This window comes from Streptomyces regalis, from assembly GCF_001509475.1.
In the GTDB taxonomy this organism is placed as follows: domain Bacteria; phylum Actinomycetota; class Actinomycetes; order Streptomycetales; family Streptomycetaceae; genus Streptomyces; species Streptomyces regalis.
In genome coordinates this window covers 73,194-93,717 of the sequence record NZ_LLZG01000047.1, presented here as the reverse complement: position 1 = coordinate 93,717, position 20,524 = coordinate 73,194, and the positions used below count along the sequence as shown (strand labels likewise).

The following is a 20,524-nucleotide window of genomic DNA, read 5'->3' as shown; positions in this document are numbered from 1 at the left end:
TGCCATGACCACCGGTCTGGACACCGGCACGTACGAGGTGCTGCGCGACCGGCTCGCCGCGCAGGCCGCCGAACTCGCGCGCCGCGCCGAGGCGCTCAACGCCCGCCGCACCGAGGAGTTCGGCTCGATGCGGCTCGAACTCGCCGGCACCGAGCGGTTGCGCACCGAGCACACCTGCGTGCCCCGCGACATCGTCTCCATCGGCGACGCGCTGCTGTTCGGCCACAACGTCTTCCTGGGCCTGAAGCCCGAGACGACCGTCGGCGACGTCTTCGCACTGCACGACCGTGACCTGAACCGGCTGCCCGACGACGCCGTGCCCGGCCTCCTCGACGACCCGTCGTTCCGGCGCGAGTTCGCCGCCCTCTACCGCTACTACCGGCAGGCTCACCTGCTCCAGCTCCGCCGCGTCGAAGGCAAGTTGCTGGCCGTCTTCCAGACCGGCGAGAAGGCGGGCGACATCCGCGTGCTGCGCTGGGCGCTCACCGACGACGGACAGGCCGACTTCCTTGACGCGCGTGGCGACCGCGACCACGTCTTCCCGTCCTCCCATGACTTCGAGTGGACTCCGGCGACCCGTGAGGACCACGTCCTCGGCCGCCACCCCCACGTCTCCATCGTCGGCGAGGTCTTCGTCGAGACCGTCGGCGGCACCCTCACCGTCAAGGTCGAGAACAACACCGAGACCGGCGAGGGAATCTACGCCGAGCCCGTCGCCGAGCCCCTCCAGTCCCTCGCCGACGCCGACATCGCCCACGCGCGCGTGGGCGCCCTGATCCTGCTGCGCATCCGCCCCTACAAGGAGGAGACCGACCGCTACCTGGTCTTCAACACCCTCACCAGGACCGTCGTCCGCCTCGACGGCATCGGCCAGGCCTGCCGCCGCCTCCCCGAGGACCAGGGCATCGTCTTCCCCGGCGGCTACTGCCTGGCCACGGGCCACCACAAGACGTACGAACTCGACACGGCTGGGCTGGAGTTCGAGCGCGAGGTCCGCTCACCGAACGGCGAGGACGTGCTGTACGCCTTCCACGCGCGCGTGGAGGGCCGCAGCCTGCTGCTGCCGTACAACGTGATCCGCAAGGAGGTCGCCACCCCGCTGTCCTGCCACGGCTGGGCGCTCTTCGGCGACGGCACGCTGATGGTGCTGCGTGCGGACCCTGCGGGAATCACCGACGAGCCGCAGCGCGTGCACCCGCTCCAGCTGTGGAACTCCCCGTACGTCTCGGACACCCATGCCGCCGCCCAGCCGGTCGGCACCGGCCCGCTCGGCCGCGTCGGCAACGCCGACCTCGTGCGCGGCATCTCCGACTGCCTGTCCATCACGCGCGCGGTCGCCGAGACCACCCCGACGAGCGAGGTGTACGAGGCACTGGCCGCCGCGTGTGTCCGGGCCGCCGATTCCTACCACTGGCTGGGCGAGCCCGAACTCGGCGACCTGCTGGCGCCGCTCGCGCAGGTGCGGACGACCGCCGAGCAGGTGCTGTCCGAGTTCGAGACCGTCCAGGCCCTCACCCGCAGCGCCGCCGAAGCACTCGCGGAGGCCGCCGCGCGGGTCGCCACGGTCGTACGACGCCTGCGCGGCGAGGCCCCGCGCACTGCCGCCGCCTGGGTCTTCGGCCTGACCGAACTCCGGCACGCCCAGGGGCATCTGCTCACGCTCAAAGACATGCGGTACGCCGACACCGCCCGCATCGACGAGCTCGCCGACGACGTCGAGGCCGACCTCGCCACCTTCGGTCAGCGGGCGGTCACCCACCTCGCCCGCGAGGACGCCTTCGCCGACCACCAGGCCGACATCGAGCAACTCGTCGCCGACGCCGAAACGATCGCCACCGTTGCCGAGGCCGCGCCCGTCGCCGCCCGTCTCGATGAGCTCGCCGACGGGCTGGCCACGGTGACCGAGGTCGTCGCCGGCCTGGACATCGGCGACGCCACCGTCCGTACGTCCATCCTGGAACGCATCGCCGAGGTCCTCGGCGGCGTCAACCGCGCCCGCGCCACCCTCGACGGCCGCCGCCGCGAGCTCCTCGACCACGAGGGACGCGCCGAGTTCGCCGCCGAGTTCGCGCTGCTCGGCCAGTCCGTCACCGGCGCGCTCGCGGCCGCCGACAGCCCCGAGGCGTGCGACGAGCAACTCGCCCGCGTGCTGGTGCAGCTGGAGAACCTGGAGTCCCGGTTCGCCGAGTTCGACGACTTCCTCGGCGACCTCGCCGACAAGCGTGACGAGGTCCACGAGGCGTTCACCGCCCGCAAGCAGACCCTCGCCGACGCGCGCTCCCGCCGCGCCGAACGCCTCGCCGACTCGGCAACCCGCGTCCTGCAGACGGTCACCCGTCGCGCCGCCACTCTTCCCGACGCGGACGCCGTCGCCACGTACTTCACCTCCGACCCGATGCCCACCAAGGTCCGCCGCCTCGCCGACGAGCTGCGCGAACTCGGCGACCAGGTAAGGGCGGAGGAACTCGACGGCCGCCTCAAGTCCGCCCGCCAGGAGGCCCTGCGTGCCCTGCGCGACCGCACCGACCTGTACACCGACGACGGTCGTACCCTGCGCCTCGGCACCCACCGTTTCGCCGTCAACACCCAGCCCCTCGACCTGACCCTGGTCCCGCACGGCGACACCCTCGCCTTCGCACTCACCGGCACCGACTACCGCGCTCCGATCGCGGACCCCGACTTCACGGCCACCCGCCCCTACTGGGACCGCCCGCTGCCCTCGGAGTCCCCGCAGGTCTACCGCGCCGAGCACCTCGCCGCCCGCCTGCTGGACGAACACGGCCCGGCGGCCCTGGCAGAGGCCGACCTACCCGCGCTCGTAAGGCAGGCGGCAGAGGCGGCGTACGACGAGGGCTACGAGCGCGGCGTCCACGACCACGACGCCACCTTGATCCTCGCCGCACTCCTGCGCCTGCACGACGGCGCGGGCATGCTGCGCCACGAGCCCGCGGCCCGCGCCACCGCCCAGCTGTTCTGGGCGCACGGCACGACGGAGGGAGACCGCGACAGCTGGACCCGGCGCGCGGTGTCGCTCGCACGCGCCCGGGACACGTTCGGTCTGGCGCCTGCGATCGCCGACCTGCAGAAGGAGTTGGCAGAAGCGATCACCGGAGAGGTCGCGGATGCCGCCGCCGCATACCTCTTCGAGGAGTTGACCAGCGGCCCCGACGGTTTCGTCATCAGCGTCGGCGCCCGCACGCTGCTCGACAAGTTCCGCCGTACGGTGGGCACTTCGGCATACGACGACGACCTCGCCGCACTCGGCGACCTGGCCGAACGCAAGCAGCTCGTCGAGGCCTGGCTCTCCTCGTACACGTCCGCCACCGGCACGGACATCGCCGCCGGCGACCTGGCCGAGGCGGTGGCCGCCGAGCTCTGCCCGGACCTGCCCCGCCATGAGTCCGACGCGCCGCTGACCGAGACCGTCCAGGGGCTGCTCGGTGCCCATCCGCACATCACCGGCCGCACGCTCGCTGTCCGTATCGACGAACTCCTCTCCCGGACACACGTGTTCCGCACCCATGAGGTGACCGGTCACCGCGCCTACCAGCACCGGCGTACCGCATTGGTGACTGCCGAGCGCACGCGGATCCGCCTGGACGAGTACCGGCCGCGCGTGATGTCGGCGTTCGTCCGCAGCAGGCTCATCGACGAGGTGTACCTCCCGCTGGTCGGCGACAGCCTCGCCAAACAGCTCGGCACCACGGGTGAGTCCAAGCGCACCGACACCGGCGGCCTGCTGCTGCTCGTCTCACCGCCGGGCTACGGCAAGACGACGCTCATGGAGTACGTCGCCGACCGTCTCGGCCTGATGCTGGTGAAGGTCAACGGTCCGGCGCTGGGGCACGCCGTCACCTCACTCGACCCGGCCGAGGCCCCGAACGCCACGGCCCGCCAGGAGATCGAGAAGATCAACTTCGCGCTGGAGACAGGCAACAACACCCTCCTCTACCTCGACGACATCCAGCACACCTCGCCCGAGCTGCTGCAGAAGTTCATCCCGCTGTGTGATGCCACCCGCCGCATCGAGGGCGTGTGGGACGGGCAGCCGCGCACGTACGACCTGCGGGGCAAGCGGTTCGCCGTCTGCATGGCCGGCAATCCCTACACCGAGTCCGGCAGCCGCTTCCGCGTGCCCGACATGCTCTCCAACCGCGCCGACGTGTGGAACCTCGGCGACGTCCTGACCGGCAAGGAGGACGCCTTCGCGCTCAGCTTCATCGAGAACGCGCTCACCGCCAACCCGGTCCTCGCCCCGCTCGCCGGGCGCGACCGCACCGACCTCGACCTGCTGATCCGCCTCGCCGAGGGTGACACGACGGCCCGTGCCGACCGGCTGACGCACTCGTACGCGCCCGCCGAGCTGGAGCGGATCCTGGCCGTACTGCGCCACCTGCTGACGGCCCGCGAAACGGTCCTCGCGGTCAACGCCGCCTACATCGCCTCCGCCGCCCAGTCCGACGCCACCCGCACCGAACCGCCCTTCCAACTCCAGGGCTCCTACCGCAACATGAACAAGATCGTCCAGCGCATCCAGCCGGTCATGAACGACACCGAGCTCGCCGCGCTGATCGACGACCACTACACCGCCGAGGCCCAGACCCTCACCACCGGCGCCGAGTCCAACCTGCTGAAACTGGCGGAGCTGCGCGGCACGCTCACGGCCGAACAGGCAATGCGCTGGGCCGAGTTGAAGACAGCGTACGTCCGCACCCAGGCCCTGGGCGGACCGGACGACGACCCCCTCACCCGCGCGGTCGCCACCCTCGGCCTGCTCGCCGACCGGATCGCGGCCGTCGAGACGGCGATCAACCGCGCCGCCGACCCACGCCACCTCATCGCCAACCCCACCGCCCGACACGCGGCCCGCCCCGACCCGGGCCACGAGGAGCACTGAGGTGCCGCGCACCCGTCCGGCACCGCTGCCCCGGGAACTGCCCGACGTCGGCACGGTCCGCCGTCGGGCACGTGCGGGTGCGGGCCTGGCAGTGGGGCTGCTCGTACTGCCCTTCGCCGCCGGCGGCTTGGCCGAGGCGGCTGCGGCACTGGGCCTGCTGACCTGCCCTCTCGCCTTCCTCCTGTTCGGCGAGCTCTGCGAGGAACGCCCTCCGGCGCGCCACAGCACGAACAGGATGACCGCACGGACCCTGACCGGTGTGCGCTCCGTCGACCTGAACCACATCACCAGCGTCCGGCTGTTGACGACGTTCTCGTACGGCAGCACCTACCGCACCGTTGTCGTCCGCGACGGACACGGGGTACGGCTCGGCGTCACCTCGGCCGCCGGGCGTCGTGCCCTGTGCAGGGCGCTCGAACGGCAGACAGGGGACACGACACTGCGGCGTCCGCGCGTGAGCAGGGCAGCTCGTGCTTGCCTCGGGACGGGGCGGCCCGGCCATCTCGCCGTCCACACCGTGCTTGTGTTCCTCGCTCAGGTGGGGGCCATCTGCGCCTACCTCGTGGCGCTGCTCGAGGTGGGCGGAATCGGCTGACCAGGCGACCCGAGACCGGGCTTGTCACACCCGGAGACACAAGCCGGTGCCGTGTCTAGTCTGGCCCGCATGGGACGGCGCAGTGAGAAGCGCGCCCCAGTGGACGGTCCTCCCCGTGCGGATGCCCTTCGGAGGGTCGAAGACCGTTACTGGGCGCAGGAAGTACGCAGCGCGGTGTTCTGCGGCGTGCTGCTCTTCGGGGCACTGGTGCTGCTCGACTGGGGGCTTCTTCGTCTCACCGTCGTGCGCGCCGGGTGGTGGGCCGCGCTCGCCGTGCTGCTCTTGATCATCCTGACGCCGCCGCGGGTGAGCGCCGCCAACGGCGGCCTCGACTCACGCGGGCTCGTGACCCACTCCTGGGTGCGCACCGACCGCCTGGTCACCGTACGCGTGTCCCAGGGGGTCAGCCCGCGGCTGATCCTCACGGACACGTCCGGCGCGCGGCTCATCCTGGACCCACGCTGCCTGGTCGCCAATCCGCTGCTGTGGCACCAACTGGATCAGGGCGCACGCCAGTCCGCTGAGCAGGGGACCCTGCGGTGTGGCATCCCGGTACTGGAGCAGTTGGGGCGGCGGATCGACGTCGAGATGTGCCGCGGGATCCTCCGGAACTCCGCCCTGGAGTAGCCCTGCGCGACGACGGGCCCGGAGGTGCTTACTTGGGGCTCACCGCCCCTGCGGCGCCGAGGAGTTCGTGCAGCAGGTGCGAGGCGGTGATCACGCCCAGCAAATGCGTGCCCCCCTCGTCCCGCCCACCCCGCCCGGCCTTCGCCTTCTCGGCGACCGCCACCAGCGGGCTGCGCACCTGCGCCATCAGCGCGGCCACTTCCAGGGCGGTGTCGTCAGGGTCGGCGACCGGCGGCGGGGCCGCCTTGCTGGACAGACAGTCCCCCACGCGGCGGCCGGCCAGCACCTGGCAGAGCCGGTCGGCGTGCTTCTCGTCGACGACAGCGGCGAGTGTGGGGTCTTCGATCACGTACTCGGGCACCAGCACCTTGATCATCTGGGAGGCGGGCAGGATCGCCTTCGGCTCACCCCGCTCGTCGAGCACCAACAAGCCCGGCAGCTTGTGCTCGGCCATCAGCCGGGCCGCGTCCATGGCGTCACTGTCGACGCTCACCGTTTCGTATTCGACCGCCAGGTCACGAGCGCGCACGGCGGGCTCCTCATCTACTGGAAATGTTCCTGCCCTCAGCGTCGTACACCCGCGGGGGCTCCGGCCAGGCCATTGATGCGAAACATGCGCGGCGACCTGGATGAACACGGATCGCTCCACTCTGATTACCGAGCGCGTTCGCCCTCCGAAGAGCGCCGGGGAGGTGGTCGGTCTCTTGGCGGGTCTGGGCGCGGCGGATGCGGTGGAGCGGGCCGCCGATCGGGGGCGGGCCGAGAACCGCGCGGTCTCGGCTGTACTCGCCGAAGACGCGGAGGACAGGGTTCCCGACAGAACGGTGAGCGACCACCGGGTGTGGGCCACCGTCCGTTGGTCCGCGCCGGACGGTTCGACCCGCACGGACGAGGCCAGGGTGCCTCCCGGTGCCCGGGCCGGAAGCGCCGTCACCGTGTGGACCGACAAGAGCGGCAATCTCACGTCCGAGCCCCTGACCGACGGGGAGGCGCGGCTCCGCGCGGCCTTCGGAGGCGTCCTGGCCGCTGCGGGCGCGAGTGGGGCCGTGTGGGGCGTGGCGTGGGGTTCGCGGCTGTACCTGAACCGGTGCCGTATGCAGCAGTGGGCCGCGGAGTGGGAACGCGTCGGCACACGGTTTGGGCGCAAGACCGGCTGAGCCTTCGCCCCTGGGTGCCGGACATGGCCTCGCACGTTGCGCCCGACGGACGCGGTGGTCGACCAGGTGCGACGGCAGCCGGCCACCCCGTCTGGAGCAGGACGGTCAGGTGACCGTGGGACGAACGCACTGGGACCTCGACCGGGACGGCTGGCCCCCCTGGCGAGATCGAGCTGCGCGCATCGGCCGGCGCCCGCCATGCAACGCCCTTCACCCTCACGAACGAGAGCATCCGGACCCGTCCGACTCATGTCGCCTTCGCACCCACGCCTCCGACCAGGGCTGCGAAGTAGTCCCGGTCCTGCCGGTCATTGAGGTTCACCGATTCGTACGCGTGCCGTGGCCATAGGGGTCGGCCCTCGATCCACGGGACGACGACGGGGCCGGCGTCGAGCCAGCCGTGCAGATCGACCGTGCCGACCACCGGGGGCATACCGCGCCTGGGATGCCTGCGCGGGCCCGGCGGGTTGACTTCCATGGCGGCTTCCGGCGGATCGTCCGGGCCACCATGTGCGGCGAAGAGCACCAGGACCAGTCCGTCGTCGGGGCCGGACAGCAGAACGTAGCGTTTGGGTACGGGAACGGGCACCCGGGCGGCCCGCACCAAGGCCTTCACCCCGGGCATCCCCCGAATCATCCGGTGCCCGAACCGGAGTGCGTTGAAGCCGGACAGAACCGCGAGGATCAGCGGCACCGCGATGTCCCGGTCCTTGCCCAGCAGCCACCACGTCAGCGCCATCGCGATCGCGAAAGCCGCGTTGACCACGGTCGGCCAGACGTACGAGATCTCCAGCAGGGCGGGCACGCGCCACCAGGGCACGCCACGGATGTCGGGTTCGCGGTGCGGGGCGGTTCCGTCCTCGTCCGCGATTGCCAGTCGGCGGGCCGCTTCGGCCATGGCCGCGTACGACAGATCCGGCTCCCGGCCCTGGGTGAGTTGGTCGCCCCCGATCGTCTGCGGCTGCCGGGGCCGCGGCCTGTTCAGAAGACCCTCTCGTTCCGCCGTCGACGCATCCCTGCGGCGTCGCCGCCCGGTTCGGGTGCGGCCTGCCCACAGCAGGTCGACGCCGCCGGGCTGCGCGAGGACTCCACCGGTGCGCGCGTCGCCGCACCACCACAGCACGCCTCCGGGATCCGGGTTGGCCAGGTGATACCGCTGCGGCAGCGTACGGACCGACAGCGGGATCACGTCACCTGTCAATGGGTGGCGCAGTACCGTGCGGGGATTGCCCTGTCGGGGTGGGATGCCCACGGCGGAGCAGGCGATCCATGGGTGGGCGGACAAGGCGCGCCGCATACGGCGGTAGTTGACGAGGGCCGCCACGCCGACGACGGCAGCGACCGGGCCGCCTCCCACACAGAAGACGGCGATGTCGTTCAGCCAGCCGATTCCGGCTTCGTCGGCGGGCGGACCGACCATCAGCCCGACAACCATGGCCCCGAGTCCGCCCCCGAGCCAGCTCCAGGCGCGCCGACGGAACCCGGCGAGAGCGAACGCCGTCGCGGGATGCGCGATCCCGGTCGTCGTGTGCGTCATGGCCGCCCACCGCTGCCCGGCGTCTCGTCTAGTGCCTTCGGCTGAACAGCCCTTCGGTAGAACCACTCCCCCAACTGCGAGCCGACCATCAGCCCGGCTCCGAACATCAAGAAGCCGGCCTGCACGATGGACCCGAGGAACGCGGCGTCCTCGGTGTCCAAGCCACTCTGCCGCAGCAGCGGAACCATCAGCCCGCCGGCCCAAAAGACCAGCAGAGCGACTCCCCGTACCCGTATGCCCCACGGAGTGGTCCGGCGCCGGACCGACTTGGGCGCCCAGCCGCGCAACGAGGCGAACGCCAGGGGCAGGACGAACGCCGACCAGCCGATCAGCCAAAGCCACAGGAACACCACTCACACTCCACTTCCGGGAAACCACCCAGCGACCACAGGCCCGGGCGGCTCAAGGGCCGCCCGGGCTCGCTCCGCTGCTCAGTACTGATGTCAGCCGGTGATTTCGACCTTCCCGTTGACCTCGGCGGGTGCCGTGGTCGCGGGCTGTGAACCGCCGGCCCGCTGGGTGATGTTCTTCAGGAGCCCGGCGAGGTCGACTCCGGTGGTGGAGCTGAGGAGTTCGACGCCCTGGGCGACGTTGTCGGCGACGGTGCGCGACAGCTGGCTCGCCCCGTCCGTCGAGATGACCGTCATCTTGTCGATGGCGCTGAGCGGCTCGGACGCCTTGGCGACGACCTGCGGCAGCACCTCGACCAGCATCTGCAGCACGGCCGCGTCGCCGTACTGGGCGAACGCGTCGGCCTTCTTCTGCATCGCCTCGGCCTCGGCGGCACCCTTGGCGCCGATGGCGGCGGCCTCGGCCTCGCCCTCGATACGGACCGCGTCGGCGAGCGCGGCGCGGTGCGCCTTCTCGCCCTCACCGGTCAGCCGGGACCGCTGCGCATCCGCCTCGGCCTGCTTGACCAGGGCGATCCGGCGGGCCTCGGCCTCCTGCTCGGCCTGGTAGCGCGCGGCGTCGGCGGGCTTGCGGACCTTGGTGTCCAACTCACGGTCGGTCAGCGCGGCCTGCCGCTCGGCGACCTTCTCCTGCTCGCTCAGCACCTCCTGCGACCGGGCGGCCTCGGCCAGCGGACCCGCGGCAGCGGCGCGCGCGGCGGCCTCGTCGGTCTCGGCCTTGATCTCGGCCTGCTTGAGCGCGAACGTCCGCTGCGCGATGGCGATTTCCTCCTCGGCCTTCAGCCGCGCCTGCTCGGCGGCACGCCGGGCCACCGCCTCGGCGATGTCGGCCTCCTGCTTGGCGCGAGCGGCCTCCGGACGGCCGAGGTCCTCCAGGTAGGAGCCCTCGGTGGTGATGTCCTGGATCTGGAAGGCGTCCAGCACCAGGCCCTGCCCGGACAGGCTCGCCTCGGCCTCCTCGGCGACCTGGCCCGCGAACGCGGCCCGGTCGCGGATGATGTCCTCCACCGACATCCGGCCCACGATGGCGCGCAGCGCACCCGAGAGCACTTCCTGGGTGAAGCCGACGATGCCGTCCTGCTGCATCAGGAACCGCTGGGCCGCAGCGCGGATGGAGTCCTCGCTGCCGCCGACCTTGACGATGGCGACGCCTTCGAGGTGGGCCTTGACCCCGCGCAGCGTGACGGCGCCACGCACCGCGACCGGGATGTGCCGCGAGGACAGGTCGAGGGTGAACTTCTGCTGCACGAACGGCACGACGAAGACACCGCCGCCGACCACGACCTTCTGGCCGCTGTTGTCGGTGAAGACCCGGCCGGTCTCCGGGTCGGTCGCCTTCTTGCCGCGCCGTCCGGTGACGATGAACGCCTCGCTCGGCCCCGCCACCTTGTAGCGGGTGACGACAACCAGGCCGAGCAGGACCAGGAGTACGACGACGCCAATGACGGCGATCACGACTGGGCTCATGACGAATTCCCCTCAGCCCTCCCAGGGGACGGCAGATCGATATGGGTACGTGTGGATGATTCATGTGGATAGATCGGCACCGTTGGTTCGATACCGGGCATGCGCGGCGGCGCGGTGAATCAGCGTTCCACCAGGCGTACGGAGACCGCTGTCTGCGACAGCGCCTCCTCCACCCAGACCTCCGCGCCGCGCGCCACGGGGATCGGACTCTTCGCCGCGAGCTTCACCGGTTGCCCGGCCAGGCGGACCAGCACCTCGCCGTAGCCGTCGGCCGGAATGGCGGTGACCACCGATCCCGGGATGCCGATCAGGTCGTCGTCGCGAGGGGCGGCACCGGACCGGTCGCTCATCAGTGCACGGCTGAGGCGATACGCGAGCCAACCTGTGCCGACTCCGGCAGGTACGCCGATCACGGTGGCGCCCACGGCGCCCAGCCCGGTGGTGCCCATGGCGATCGCACCGGAGAAGCCGAGCATGGAGACGAATCCGGCGATGACCGGAAGCGACAGCCACCCGTCGAACAGTCCGTCCAGTACGTCGACACCGTCGAAGAGTCCCTCGAGGACACCGTCGAAGACGAGCGACAGCACGAGGAGTGCGACCCCCGCGATGCCCAGTCCGAGAAACCAGGCCATCCGCGTTCACCGCCTCTCGTCGCCGTCACCTGGCCAGTGACCGCATGCTCGCACGAAGGCTCCACCAAGGACATTGCCTTGTTCCGGCAATCTTTATACGGCTTTGATGCCGTGCTCTTCACATCGGAGGGCTCGCGGGAGCGGAGGTGGAACTGCCCGGCGGATCATGCCGGAGATCACCGGCCCTCCGTGCCGCGAAGCGCGTGACGCTGGACGATCCGGGAGATGTCACGCGCGGTGATGATGCCCACCAGACGCTGTCCTTCGATGACGAGGATGCGCATGCCGCTGCCCGGGGAGAGCTTTTCCAGTACGTCTTCCAGCAGGTCGTCCGGCGCGCACGTGGCCCCTTGCGACAGCGGGGTCGCGACGTCACGCGCACGCAGTGTCTCCCGCTGCTGTGCGGGGATCCTCGCGAGCCGCGGCAGGTGCAGCAGGCCGCTGGGGTGTCCTCCGAAGTCGATCACGGGCAGCATCGAGTGGTGGGCCCGAAGGGCCACATCCTCGATGCAGCGTTCCACGGTCAGCCAGTCCTGGCAGGTCTCCACGGGAGTCGACATGGCATCGGCCGCTCGTACTCCGCGCAGGGCCGGGGCCATCCGGGCGCGCTGACGTTCCGCCCCGGCGACGATCAGGACGAAGAAGCCTATGACTGCCAGCCACAGACCGCTCCAGACGCCGTACAGGACGGAGATCCAGCCGACGGCGATCAGCAGCATGCCGAGGACCTGCCCGCTGCGGGCGGCTGCCCGCTCGGCCCGGTCCCGGTCTCCGGTACGCCACCACATCACCGCCTGTACGACGCGTCCTCCGTCGAGCGGCGCGGCCGGCAGCAGATTGAACACGGCCAGGAGGCCGTTCACCCAGCCGAGCCACAGCAGGACCGCTGCAGGAACCTGCCAGCTGGAGATGGCGTCCAGCCCGATGCCCGCCCCGAACGCCGCCGCACCGACGATCAGGCTGGTGAGCGGACCGCTCACGGCCACCAGAAAGGCAGCATCGGCGGCACGCGGCCTGTCCATCTCCGTCATCCCGCCCAACGCCCACAGCGTGATGCTCTTGACCGGGATGCCCTTCCTGCGGGCCGTGACCGCGTGGGCGGCCTCGTGAGCCAGAAGGCTCGCAAGAAGCAGCAGGGCACCGGCCAGACCGGCGAGCGTATAGGTGGCGTTCGACTGGTCCGGAACCCCGGCCGGGAGTGTCCGGCTGCCCAGGCCGTACCCGAAGAGCACCACGAGCAGGGGCACCGTCCAGTGGAGGCGCAACGGCACCCCGAGAACGCGTCCCATCCGTACCGAGCCCTTCATCACCATCTCCCGCGGACGGTGTGTGTCCCCCTACTGACAGTCTCCCTCGCGTCCGGGGGCGGGATGACGAACCCTTTTAACTTCGCAGATCGGGCGCGACCGCGTTAGAAACGCGTCAAAGAAGCGGCCGCGGACGTAGGAACGGCGTCAACGAGGGGTTAATTGGCGTTGCAGTGGGGTTACTTCCAGAGGTCCGTCCCTTCCAAATCTCGTCTAGGAGCTCGCGATGGCCGATGTGGCCTTCGTATGTGCCACGGTCGCGCTGTTCGCCCTGGTGGCACTCATCGCCCGAGGGGTGGGTCGGCTGTAAGCGCCGAGAACGTCGTCGGGCTGATCGTGGCCGTGGCCCTGCCGGGCTATCTGGTCCTCGCGCTGATCTTCCCGAATAGGTTCTGAGCACGGCACCACGGCCCTCCGGCTGACCGCCGCCGTGCCGCCGCATGTGGTGGTGCTCACCCTCGGGCCGGCACATCTGCGGCGCAAACTGGAGACGCACCCCCTCGAACCACGACATCTCATCACCGAGCCGGGCATGGGGTACCGCTTCGAGGTGTGATCTCCTTGCGGTCCCGTACCGGCCTGGCAAGCGCAGAACGATCGGAACCCTGAACCATGGCACGCGGCAAGCTTCGGATCTATCTCGGTGCGGCGCCGGGCGTCGGCAAGACGTACGCCATGCTGTCCGAGGCGCACCGCCGCGTGGAGCGCGGCACCGACTGTGTGGTGGCCTTCCTGGAGCACCACGACCGGCCACGCACCGAGGTGATGCTGCACGGCCTGGAGCAGATCCCGCGCCGGGAGCTGGAGTACCGGGGTGCGGTGTTCACCGAGATGGACGTGGACGCCGTACTGAAGCGCCGGCCGGCCGTCGCTCTGGTGGACGAGCTGGCCCACACCAATGTGCCGGGCTCCCGGAACCCCAAGCGATGTCAGGACGTCGAGGAGCTGCTGGACGCCGGCATCGACGTCATCACGACCGTCAACATCCAGCACCTGGAGTCGCTCGGCGACGTCGTCGAGTCGATAACCGGCGTACGACAGCGGGAGACCGTACCCGACGAGGTGGTGCGCCGGGCGGACCAGATAGAGCTGGTCGACATGTCACCGCAGGCCCTGCGCCGCCGGATGGCGCACGGCAACATCTACAAGCCCGACAAGGTCGACGCGGCGCTCTCGAACTACTTCCGTCCGGGCAATCTCACCGCACTGCGGGAACTGGCGCTGCTGTGGACTGCGGACAGGGTCGACGAGTATCTGCAGCAGTACCGCGGGGAACACGACATCCGCTCCACCTGGCAGGCGCGCGAGCGGATCGTGGTCGGGCTGACCGGCGGCCCCGAGGGCCGGACGCTGATCCGGCGAGCGGCCCGGCTGGCGGAGAAGGGCGCCGGCGGTGAGGTACTGGCCGTGTACATCTCCCGCAGCGACGGGCTGACCTCCGCCTCGCCCAAGGAACTCGCCGTGCAGCGCACCCTCGTCGAAGACCTGGGTGGCACCTTCCACCATGTCGTCGGCGACGACATCCCCCAGGCCCTGCTGGACTTCGCCCGCAGCGTCAACGCCACCCAGATCGTGCTCGGCGTCAGCCGTCGGCGCACCTGGCAGTACGCCCTCGGGCCCGGGGTGAGCGCCACGGTGGCCCGCGAGTCCGGACCGGACCTCGACGTCCACATCGTCACCCACGAGGAGGCCGCCAAAGGCCGCGGACTGCCGGTCGCGCGGCGCGGCAGGCTCGGCCGCCCCCGCATCATCGCCGGATGGCTGGTCGGCGTGGTCGGTCCGGTACTGCTCACCCTGCTTCTCACCTCGGTGTGGAACACCCGGCCCGCCGACGAGGGACCCGGCTTCGCCAACGAGGTCCTGCTCTTCCTGACCCTGACCGTGGGCGCCGCACTGCTCGGCGGACTACTGCCCGCGCTGGCCGCGGCCACGGCCGGCTCGCTGCTGCTGAACTACTTCTTCACCCCGCCCACCCACACCTGGATCATCGCCGACCCGGCGAACGTCCTCGCCATCATCGTCTTCTTCGGGGTCGGGGTGTCGGTCGCGTCGGTGGTGGACCTGGCCGCCCGTCGCACCCACCAGGCGGCCCGGCTGCGCGCCGAGTCCGAGACGCTGTCGTTCCTGGCGGGCAGTGTGCTGCGGGGCGAGGACGGTCTGGAGTCTCTGCTGGAGCGGGTGCGGGAGACCTTCGGCATGGAGTCGGTGGCGCTGCTGGAGCGGGGCAGCGAGATCGAGCCCTGGACCTGCGCAGGCCGCGCCGGGACGGCCCGTCCGATCGAACGCCCCGAGGACGCCGACGTCGACATGCCGGTCGGCGACCGTCTCGTACTCGCCCTGTCCGGTCGGGTGCTGCCCGCCGAGGACCGCCGGGTGCTGGCCGCCTTCGCCGCCCACGCCGCCGTCGTCCTCGACCGCCAGCGGCTCCAGCAGCAAGCCGGACAGGCCCGCGAGCTGGCCGAGGGCAACCGCATCCGCACCGCGCTGCTCGCCGCCGTCAGCCATGATCTTCGAACCCCGCTGGCCACCATCAAGGCCGCGGTCACCTCGCTGCGCTCCGACGACGTCGAATGGTCCGAAGAGGACCAGGCGGAACTCCTGGCGAGCATCGAGGAAGGCGCCGACCGTCTCGACCACCTCGTGGGCAACCTCCTCGACATGTCCCGCCTTCAGACCGGCACCGTCACCCCGCTGATCCGCGAAGTGGACCTGGACGAAGTGGTGCCGATGGCCCTCGGCGGCGTTCCCGAAGGCTCCGTCGCCCTGGAGATTCCCGAAACCCTGCCCATGATCACGGCCGACCCCGGCCTGCTCGAGCGGGCCGTCGCCAATGTCGTGGAGAACGCCGTCAAGTACGGCCCGGAGAACGAAGTCGTGCTGGTCTCCGCCAGCACGCTCGGCGACCGGGTCGAGCTGCGGGTCGTCGACCGCGGCCCCGGTGTGCCCGACGAGGCCAAGGAGAGGATCTTCGAGCCGTTCCAACGGTACGGCGACGTCCCTCGCGGCGCCGGCGTCGGTCTCGGCCTCGCGGTCGCCCGCGGCTTCGCCGAGGCCATGGGCGGCACCCTCATCGCCGAAGACACCCCTGGCGGCGGCATGACCATGGTCCTCACCCTCAAGGGCACCGCGGGCCGCCCACCCGTGCCACCCGACCTGCCTGCCCACTTCACCTCGTAGCGGCCTCAGCGGCCGCTCAGGAGCCAGCGTCGCGGTCCCCGTCCGGCGTGATCCGCCGGTACGCGCTTCGGGCGTTGACGAGGCGGGCGATCACCGTGCCGAGCAGCGCCGCGACCATCAGGAAGACGAGCCGCCCCGCATCCGGATACCCCTGCCAGGTGAGCTCCCCCTGCGGGGGCACCGCGAAGCCATTGAGGAAGAACCAGCACACCGCGGCGGTGCCCGGCGCCGCGACGAATCGGGCGCACACTCCCAGCAGCGCCGCCAGGGCACACAGCACCAGCAGGGCATGCAGCGGGTCGGAGAGCCCGTTCGCCACGCTGAGCACCCCTACCGTCAGACCGCCCTTTTAACGAACTCCGTACGGGCAGGTTCCCTGGACTCGTGAGCGGCGGCGATGGAGCGGGGGGCAGTGATGCGGCCTCTGCACTCAGCTGAGTTCGGCGAAGGACTCCACATCGTGGATCTTGCCGGTGACGACGATGACGTCGCCCTTCTCTATGACCGTCTCGGCGGTGGCGTAGGTGAACCCCTCGCCCGGCCGCTTGATGCCGACGACTGTCACCCCGTATCTGCTGCGCACCTGGCTCTCGCCGAGCGGCATGCCCGTGGCGATGGCCGGGGCGACGGTCTTCACCAGCGCGTAGTCGTCGTCGAACTCGATGAAGTCCAGCATCCGCCCGGTGACCAGGTGGGCGACGCGCTCGCCCATCTCGTGCTCGGGCAGGACGACATGATGCACTCCCAGACGTTCGAGAATCTGGCCGTGCTGACGGCTGATGGCCTTCGCCCAAATGTTGGGCACCTCCGCCTCCAGCAGGTTGGAGGCGATCAGAATGCTGGCCTCGATGTCGGTGCCGATGCCGACCACGGCGCTGCTGAACTCGTGCACGCCGAGCTGGCGCAGCGTCTCGGGGTCAGTGCAGTCGGCGACCACCGCATGGGTGAGATCGTCGCTGATCCGCTGGACGAGGTGCGGGTCGGTGTCGACGCCGAGAACGTCCCAGCCACGCCGCATCAGCTCATGAGCCAACGAGTTGCCGAAGCGGCCGAGCCCGATCACGGCCACGCGCTGGTCCCCGTGACCGGAGTCGGCGGCGTGGTCGGCGAGGCGCTTGCGGCGGCGACGGTGCAGGGAGTGCAGAAAGTTAGCCAATGACGGGTCGCTCCTCGGGTAGCTCGTAGCGGCGCTTCCGCTCGCGCAGGGCAAGCGCCGAGACCAGGGTGACCGGGCCGAGCCGGCCGACGAACATGAGCAGGATGACGATCAGCCGGCCGACGGTCGGCAGGTCGGCGGTGATGCCGGTGGACAGCCCGACCGTGCCGAAGGCCGAGACCGACTCGAACAGCACCTCCTCGAAGGGCTTGTCCACCACGGCGAGCAGGGCGAGGGTCGCCGTCATCACGAAGCCCACGCCGGCCAGCGCCACGGTCAGCGCCTGCCGCAGCACGTGCGGTGCGAGCCTGCGGCCCATCACCGCGGACGTGGGCTCACCGCGCACCTCGGCGAGCATCGCCGCACCCAGCACCGCGAAGGTGCTGACCTTGATGCCGCCCGCGGTGCCCGCGCTGCCGCCACCGATGAACATCAGCATGCAGGTCAACAACAGGGTCGCATCCGTCATCGCCCCGATGTCGACACTGTTGAACCCCGCTGTCCGGGACATCGCCGAGTGGAAGAACCCCGCAAGGATCTTCTTGTGCCAGTCGAACGGGCCCAGGGTGCCCTCGTTCGTCCACTCCAGCACACACGTCAGCAGCGTCCCCGCGAAGAGCAGCACGGCCGTGGTGAACACCGTCAGCCGCAAGTGCAGCGACCAGCGACGCCGGCCCGTGACGCGGGCTCGATTGCGGTGCCGCAGCAATTCCAGCAGCACAGGAAAACCGATTCCGCCGAGAATGACGGCCACGGCGATGGGCAGCGTCACCCACGGATCCTGCGCATACCTCGTGAGGCTGTCGGCGTGCAGCCCGAACCCGGCGTTGTTGAACGCCGACACGGCATGGAAGAACCCCAGATACGAGGCATCCCAGATGGACTCGCCGTAGCCGAAACGCAGCCGCAGCGCCAGCAGCGCGCCCACCGCCAGTTCCACCGCGAGCGTGCATCCGGCGACCCCGAGCAGCACCCGCCGCACATCGCCGATGTCCAGGCTCTTGGTCTCCGCCTGCGCGGTCAGCTGCATCCGAAGCCGCAGTTTCCCGGAGATCAGCAGACCCAGCAGCGAGGCCATCGTCATGATGCCGAAGCCGCCGATCTGGAACAGCACGAGGATCACGCCCTCGCCGAAGCCGCTCCAGTAGGTGCCGGTGTCCACCACCACCAGACCCGTCACGCACACCGCGGACGTGGAAGTGAACAGCGCCGTCACCGCATCGGCACTTCGGCCGTCCTCGGCGGCGACGGGCAGCATCAGCAGTACCGTCCCCAGCAGGATCACGGCGGCGAAGCCCATGACCACCGTACGAGCGGGATGCGCCATCAACAGCGACTGCCACATCCGCACCGCGCGTCCTGCCACTACCCGGCCTTCCTGCCCGCCAATGTTCCATCAAGGATCCACCAGCATTCAGTCAAGATCCAGCGGGCTACCTTAACCGAGGTCCACCTCAGTGCAACCAGGCAGGCGGGCATGAGCACCGACGCTGCAGGGGCACGCTCCGAGGCGCTCGGCGTCTCAGTGGGCCTCCCTCGTGAGCAGGCCCGACCGAGTGGCCGCTGAGGACATTCAGCCGGGCCCCGCTACGACGTGTGGGAGCTCGTGTGGTGAGTTGGTGGGCGCGGGCAGGCCAATTCGTTGCCCTGGCCGAAGGTGTGGCGCGGGACCGGCTCCGGTGACGTGTGGGCGTCGGGCCGCAGCCAGTAGGTGACGTCGACAGCCAGTGATCGCGCAACAAAGCTCCCCAGAGGGCACCGACATCGGTTGCTGATGGCGCACGTCTGCAAATCCCAGATGGCGATCTTTGGCCTTTCCTTGACGCAATCCATATGGCATCTTTACTCGCGGAGTGCCGGGAAGCCTGGTCGGCAGCTCGGTCCGCCGTGGGCCGAGTTCAGAATGCTGTCGACCAAAGTGGGAGCCGATGTTCCAGCGTGTCGCGAAAGAGGTTCTCTCCGGCCTGACTGTGGCGATCGTGGCGTTGCCGCTGGCCATAGCCTTCGGCATCACAGCGACCGGCACCTCCGAGGGCGCGCTCGTCGGACTGTACGGCGCGATCTTCGCCGGATTCTTCGCGGCACTGTTCGGCGGTACGCCCGGCCAAGTGACCGGCCCCACAGGCCCCATCACCGTCGTCGCCACCGGGGTCATCGCCACGCACGGACTCGACGCCGCGTTCATTGCGTTCGTCATGGCCGGCGTGTTCCAGATCCTGTTCGGACTGTGCCGCCTCGGATCGCTCATCCGCTACATACCCCACCCGGTGGTGTCGGGTTTCATGGGCGGGATCGCGCTGATCATCATCCTGGGCGAACTGGACAAGGTGCAGAGAAGTTTCCTGGTGGCAGCGGGAACGATTGTGCTCATGCTCGTGTCCACGCGAGTGATCAAGTCGATTCCGGCGAGCCTGATCGCGCTCGTGATCATGACCGTGACCTTGCGGTTCGGGGACTCTCTGCTGCAGGACGTGCGCGTCGGACCGGTCTCGCTCAACGCAACGATCGACTACATCGGCCAGATCCCGGAGTCGATTCCCTCGATCGCCATCCCTGAGTTCAGCGGGTCTTTGATCCTCACCCTTGTCCTGCCCGCCCTCAGCATCGCACTGCTGGGCTCCATCGATTCCCTGCTGACCTCGGTCGTCATGGACAACATCACCGGCAACCGGCATCGCAGCAACAAGGAACTGATCGGCCAGGGGCTCGGCAACGCCGTCAGCGGACTGTTCGGAGGTCTGGCCGGCGCCGGCGCGACGGTCAGGTCCGTGGTCAATGTCAGAAGCGGCGGCCGCACTGCACTGTCGGCGGCCACGCACAGCGTCATCCTCCTCGTTCTCGTGACCGGCTTCGGGGCCGTCGTCCAGTACATTCCCCTCGCCGTGCTGTCAGGGATCTTGCTTGTGACCGCGTTCGGCATGTTCGACTGGGAGAGCCTGCGCAAAGCGCATGTCTCTCCGAGAGGTGACGTCGTCGTGATGTTCGCAACGATGATCATCACCGTACTCATCGACCTGACCGTGGCGGTCGCCGTTGGCGTCGCCCTGGCACTCGTCGTTCATGCCGTACAGTCCCGTCGGCACAAAGCCTCGGTCGTCCACGACGGCACCGGCACCTACCTCGTCGAGGGACCGCTGTCGTTCCTGTCCGTCGACCGCGTCTTCTCCACACTGCGCGACGACCGGTCGAACCTGTCGCTGAACCTGAAGAACGTGAACTACATCGACATGTCCGGGGCGAAGGCGTTGCTGACCTTCATCGACCACTCGCACAAGTCCGGCGTCGAGCTCGGCGTCAAAGACCTGCCACCGCATGTCGAGAACAGGCTGATCGCACTCGCGGACGAGGAACAGCGGGACAAGCTCATGACCGTCGTCGAAAATCGCCTGGCGACCGAAACCCCCTGACCACGGCCGCGGCAGAGAAGCTTGCCCGGTGTTCGTAGCGATGCCGTATGGCCCTTGGGCTCAGGCGACGAAACGTAACGGCCGGTCGGATCAGCCCAGGGGCGGGCTCCCCGGCAAGGACGTCCAGAACCCGCCAGGCCTCCGCTCCGGCA

The 20,524-nt window shown here is 69.8% G+C and carries 16 protein-coding genes and 1 pseudogene; 8 read left to right on the top strand and 9 right to left on the bottom strand.

Going from position 1 to position 20,524, the window contains the following annotated elements; all coding sequences use genetic code 11:
* Positions 1 to 4 precede the first annotated feature (4 nt).
* The 3 genes from ADL12_RS09190 to ADL12_RS09180 all read left to right on the top strand — a co-directional run bounded on the left by ADL12_RS09190 (position 5) and on the right by ADL12_RS09180 (position 6,119).
* Positions 5 to 4,897: a DNA repair ATPase gene (locus ADL12_RS09190; protein ID WP_062700422.1), complete on the top strand. Its 4,893-nt coding sequence runs from the start codon at positions 5 to 7 to the stop codon at positions 4,895 to 4,897.
* Position 4,898: 1 nt separating this feature from the next.
* Positions 4,899 to 5,492 (top strand): hypothetical protein, encoded by a 594-nt coding sequence (locus ADL12_RS09185; RefSeq protein ID WP_244187831.1) that lies wholly within the window; start codon positions 4,899 to 4,901, stop codon positions 5,490 to 5,492.
* Between the two features lie 69 nt (positions 5,493 to 5,561).
* Entirely contained in the window at positions 5,562 to 6,119 is a 558-nt protein-coding gene (locus ADL12_RS09180) for a hypothetical protein (protein ID WP_244187830.1), read from the top strand.
* Positions 6,120 to 6,147: 28 nt separating this feature from the next.
* On the opposite strand, the gene ADL12_RS09175 is transcribed toward ADL12_RS09180, so the two are convergent.
* Entirely contained in the window at positions 6,148 to 6,648 is a 501-nt protein-coding gene (locus tag ADL12_RS09175) for a CBS domain-containing protein (RefSeq protein WP_062700421.1), read from the bottom strand.
* Positions 6,649 to 6,823: 175 nt separating this feature from the next.
* Here ADL12_RS09175 and ADL12_RS09170 point away from each other — a divergent pair, with 175 nt between their 5' ends.
* A complete protein-coding gene (locus tag ADL12_RS09170) occupies positions 6,824 to 7,276 on the top strand; it encodes an Rv1733c family protein (protein ID WP_159053120.1) in 453 nt (150 codons plus the stop codon).
* A 247-nt stretch (positions 7,277 to 7,523) separates the two neighbouring features.
* Here ADL12_RS09170 and ADL12_RS09165 read toward each other — a convergent pair whose 3' ends face one another.
* The 5 genes from ADL12_RS09165 to ADL12_RS09145 form a co-directional block, all read right to left on the bottom strand.
* Positions 7,524 to 8,813, bottom strand: coding sequence for a hypothetical protein (locus ADL12_RS09165; protein ID WP_062700419.1), 1,290 nt, complete (start codon positions 8,811 to 8,813; stop codon positions 7,524 to 7,526).
* A complete protein-coding gene (locus ADL12_RS09160) occupies positions 8,810 to 9,163 on the bottom strand; it encodes a hypothetical protein (protein ID WP_062700418.1) in 354 nt (117 codons plus the stop codon). The genes ADL12_RS09165 and ADL12_RS09160 overlap by 4 nt, the downstream gene beginning before the upstream one ends.
* Before the next feature lie 93 nt (positions 9,164 to 9,256).
* Positions 9,257 to 10,690 (bottom strand): flotillin family protein, encoded by a 1,434-nt coding sequence (locus tag ADL12_RS09155; RefSeq protein WP_062700417.1) that lies wholly within the window; start codon positions 10,688 to 10,690, stop codon positions 9,257 to 9,259.
* Positions 10,691 to 10,809: 119 nt separating this feature from the next.
* Positions 10,810 to 11,325: a hypothetical protein gene (locus ADL12_RS09150; protein ID WP_062700416.1), complete on the bottom strand. Its 516-nt coding sequence runs from the start codon at positions 11,323 to 11,325 to the stop codon at positions 10,810 to 10,812.
* A gap of 176 nt (positions 11,326 to 11,501) precedes the next feature.
* The gene (locus tag ADL12_RS09145; protein ID WP_062700485.1) at positions 11,502 to 12,632 is read right to left on the bottom strand and encodes a site-2 protease family protein; all 1,131 of its coding nucleotides are present in this window, start codon (positions 12,630 to 12,632) and stop codon (positions 11,502 to 11,504) included.
* Between the two features lie 330 nt (positions 12,633 to 12,962).
* On the opposite strand from ADL12_RS09145, the gene kdpF reads away from it, so the two are divergent.
* The 3 genes and pseudogenes from kdpF (at position 12,963) to ADL12_RS09140 (ending at position 15,809) form a co-directional block, all read left to right on the top strand.
* Positions 12,963 to 13,028 (top strand): K(+)-transporting ATPase subunit F, encoded by a 66-nt coding sequence (kdpF, locus tag ADL12_RS56255; RefSeq protein WP_244187843.1) that lies wholly within the window; start codon positions 12,963 to 12,965, stop codon positions 13,026 to 13,028.
* A 70-nt stretch (positions 13,029 to 13,098) separates the two neighbouring features.
* Positions 13,099 to 13,188: pseudogene (locus tag ADL12_RS52550) on the top strand (DNA-binding response regulator); the annotation flags it as partial.
* A 56-nt stretch (positions 13,189 to 13,244) separates the two neighbouring features.
* Positions 13,245 to 15,809, top strand: coding sequence for a sensor histidine kinase (locus ADL12_RS09140; protein ID WP_062700415.1), 2,565 nt, complete (start codon positions 13,245 to 13,247; stop codon positions 15,807 to 15,809).
* 16 nt (positions 15,810 to 15,825) lie between these two features.
* Here ADL12_RS09140 and ADL12_RS09135 read toward each other — a convergent pair whose 3' ends face one another.
* The 3 genes from ADL12_RS09135 to ADL12_RS09125 form a co-directional block, all read right to left on the bottom strand.
* Positions 15,826 to 16,128 (bottom strand): hypothetical protein, encoded by a 303-nt coding sequence (locus ADL12_RS09135; RefSeq protein ID WP_159053119.1) that lies wholly within the window; start codon positions 16,126 to 16,128, stop codon positions 15,826 to 15,828.
* A gap of 111 nt (positions 16,129 to 16,239) precedes the next feature.
* Positions 16,240 to 16,965, bottom strand: coding sequence for a potassium channel family protein (locus tag ADL12_RS09130; protein WP_208614501.1), 726 nt, complete (start codon positions 16,963 to 16,965; stop codon positions 16,240 to 16,242).
* Positions 16,958 to 18,331, bottom strand: a complete 1,374-nt coding sequence (locus ADL12_RS09125) for a TrkH family potassium uptake protein (RefSeq protein WP_244187829.1) — start codon at positions 18,329 to 18,331, stop codon at positions 16,958 to 16,960. Before ADL12_RS09125 ends, ADL12_RS09130 begins: the two co-directional genes overlap by 8 nt.
* A gap of 562 nt (positions 18,332 to 18,893) precedes the next feature.
* Between ADL12_RS09125 and ADL12_RS09120 the strand changes: the two genes are divergently transcribed.
* Positions 18,894 to 20,372 carry a SulP family inorganic anion transporter gene (locus tag ADL12_RS09120; protein ID WP_062700410.1) on the top strand — a complete coding sequence of 493 codons (1,479 nt, stop codon included), beginning with the start codon at positions 18,894 to 18,896 and terminating at the stop codon, positions 20,370 to 20,372.
* The last annotated feature ends 152 nt before the right edge of the window (positions 20,373 to 20,524 follow it).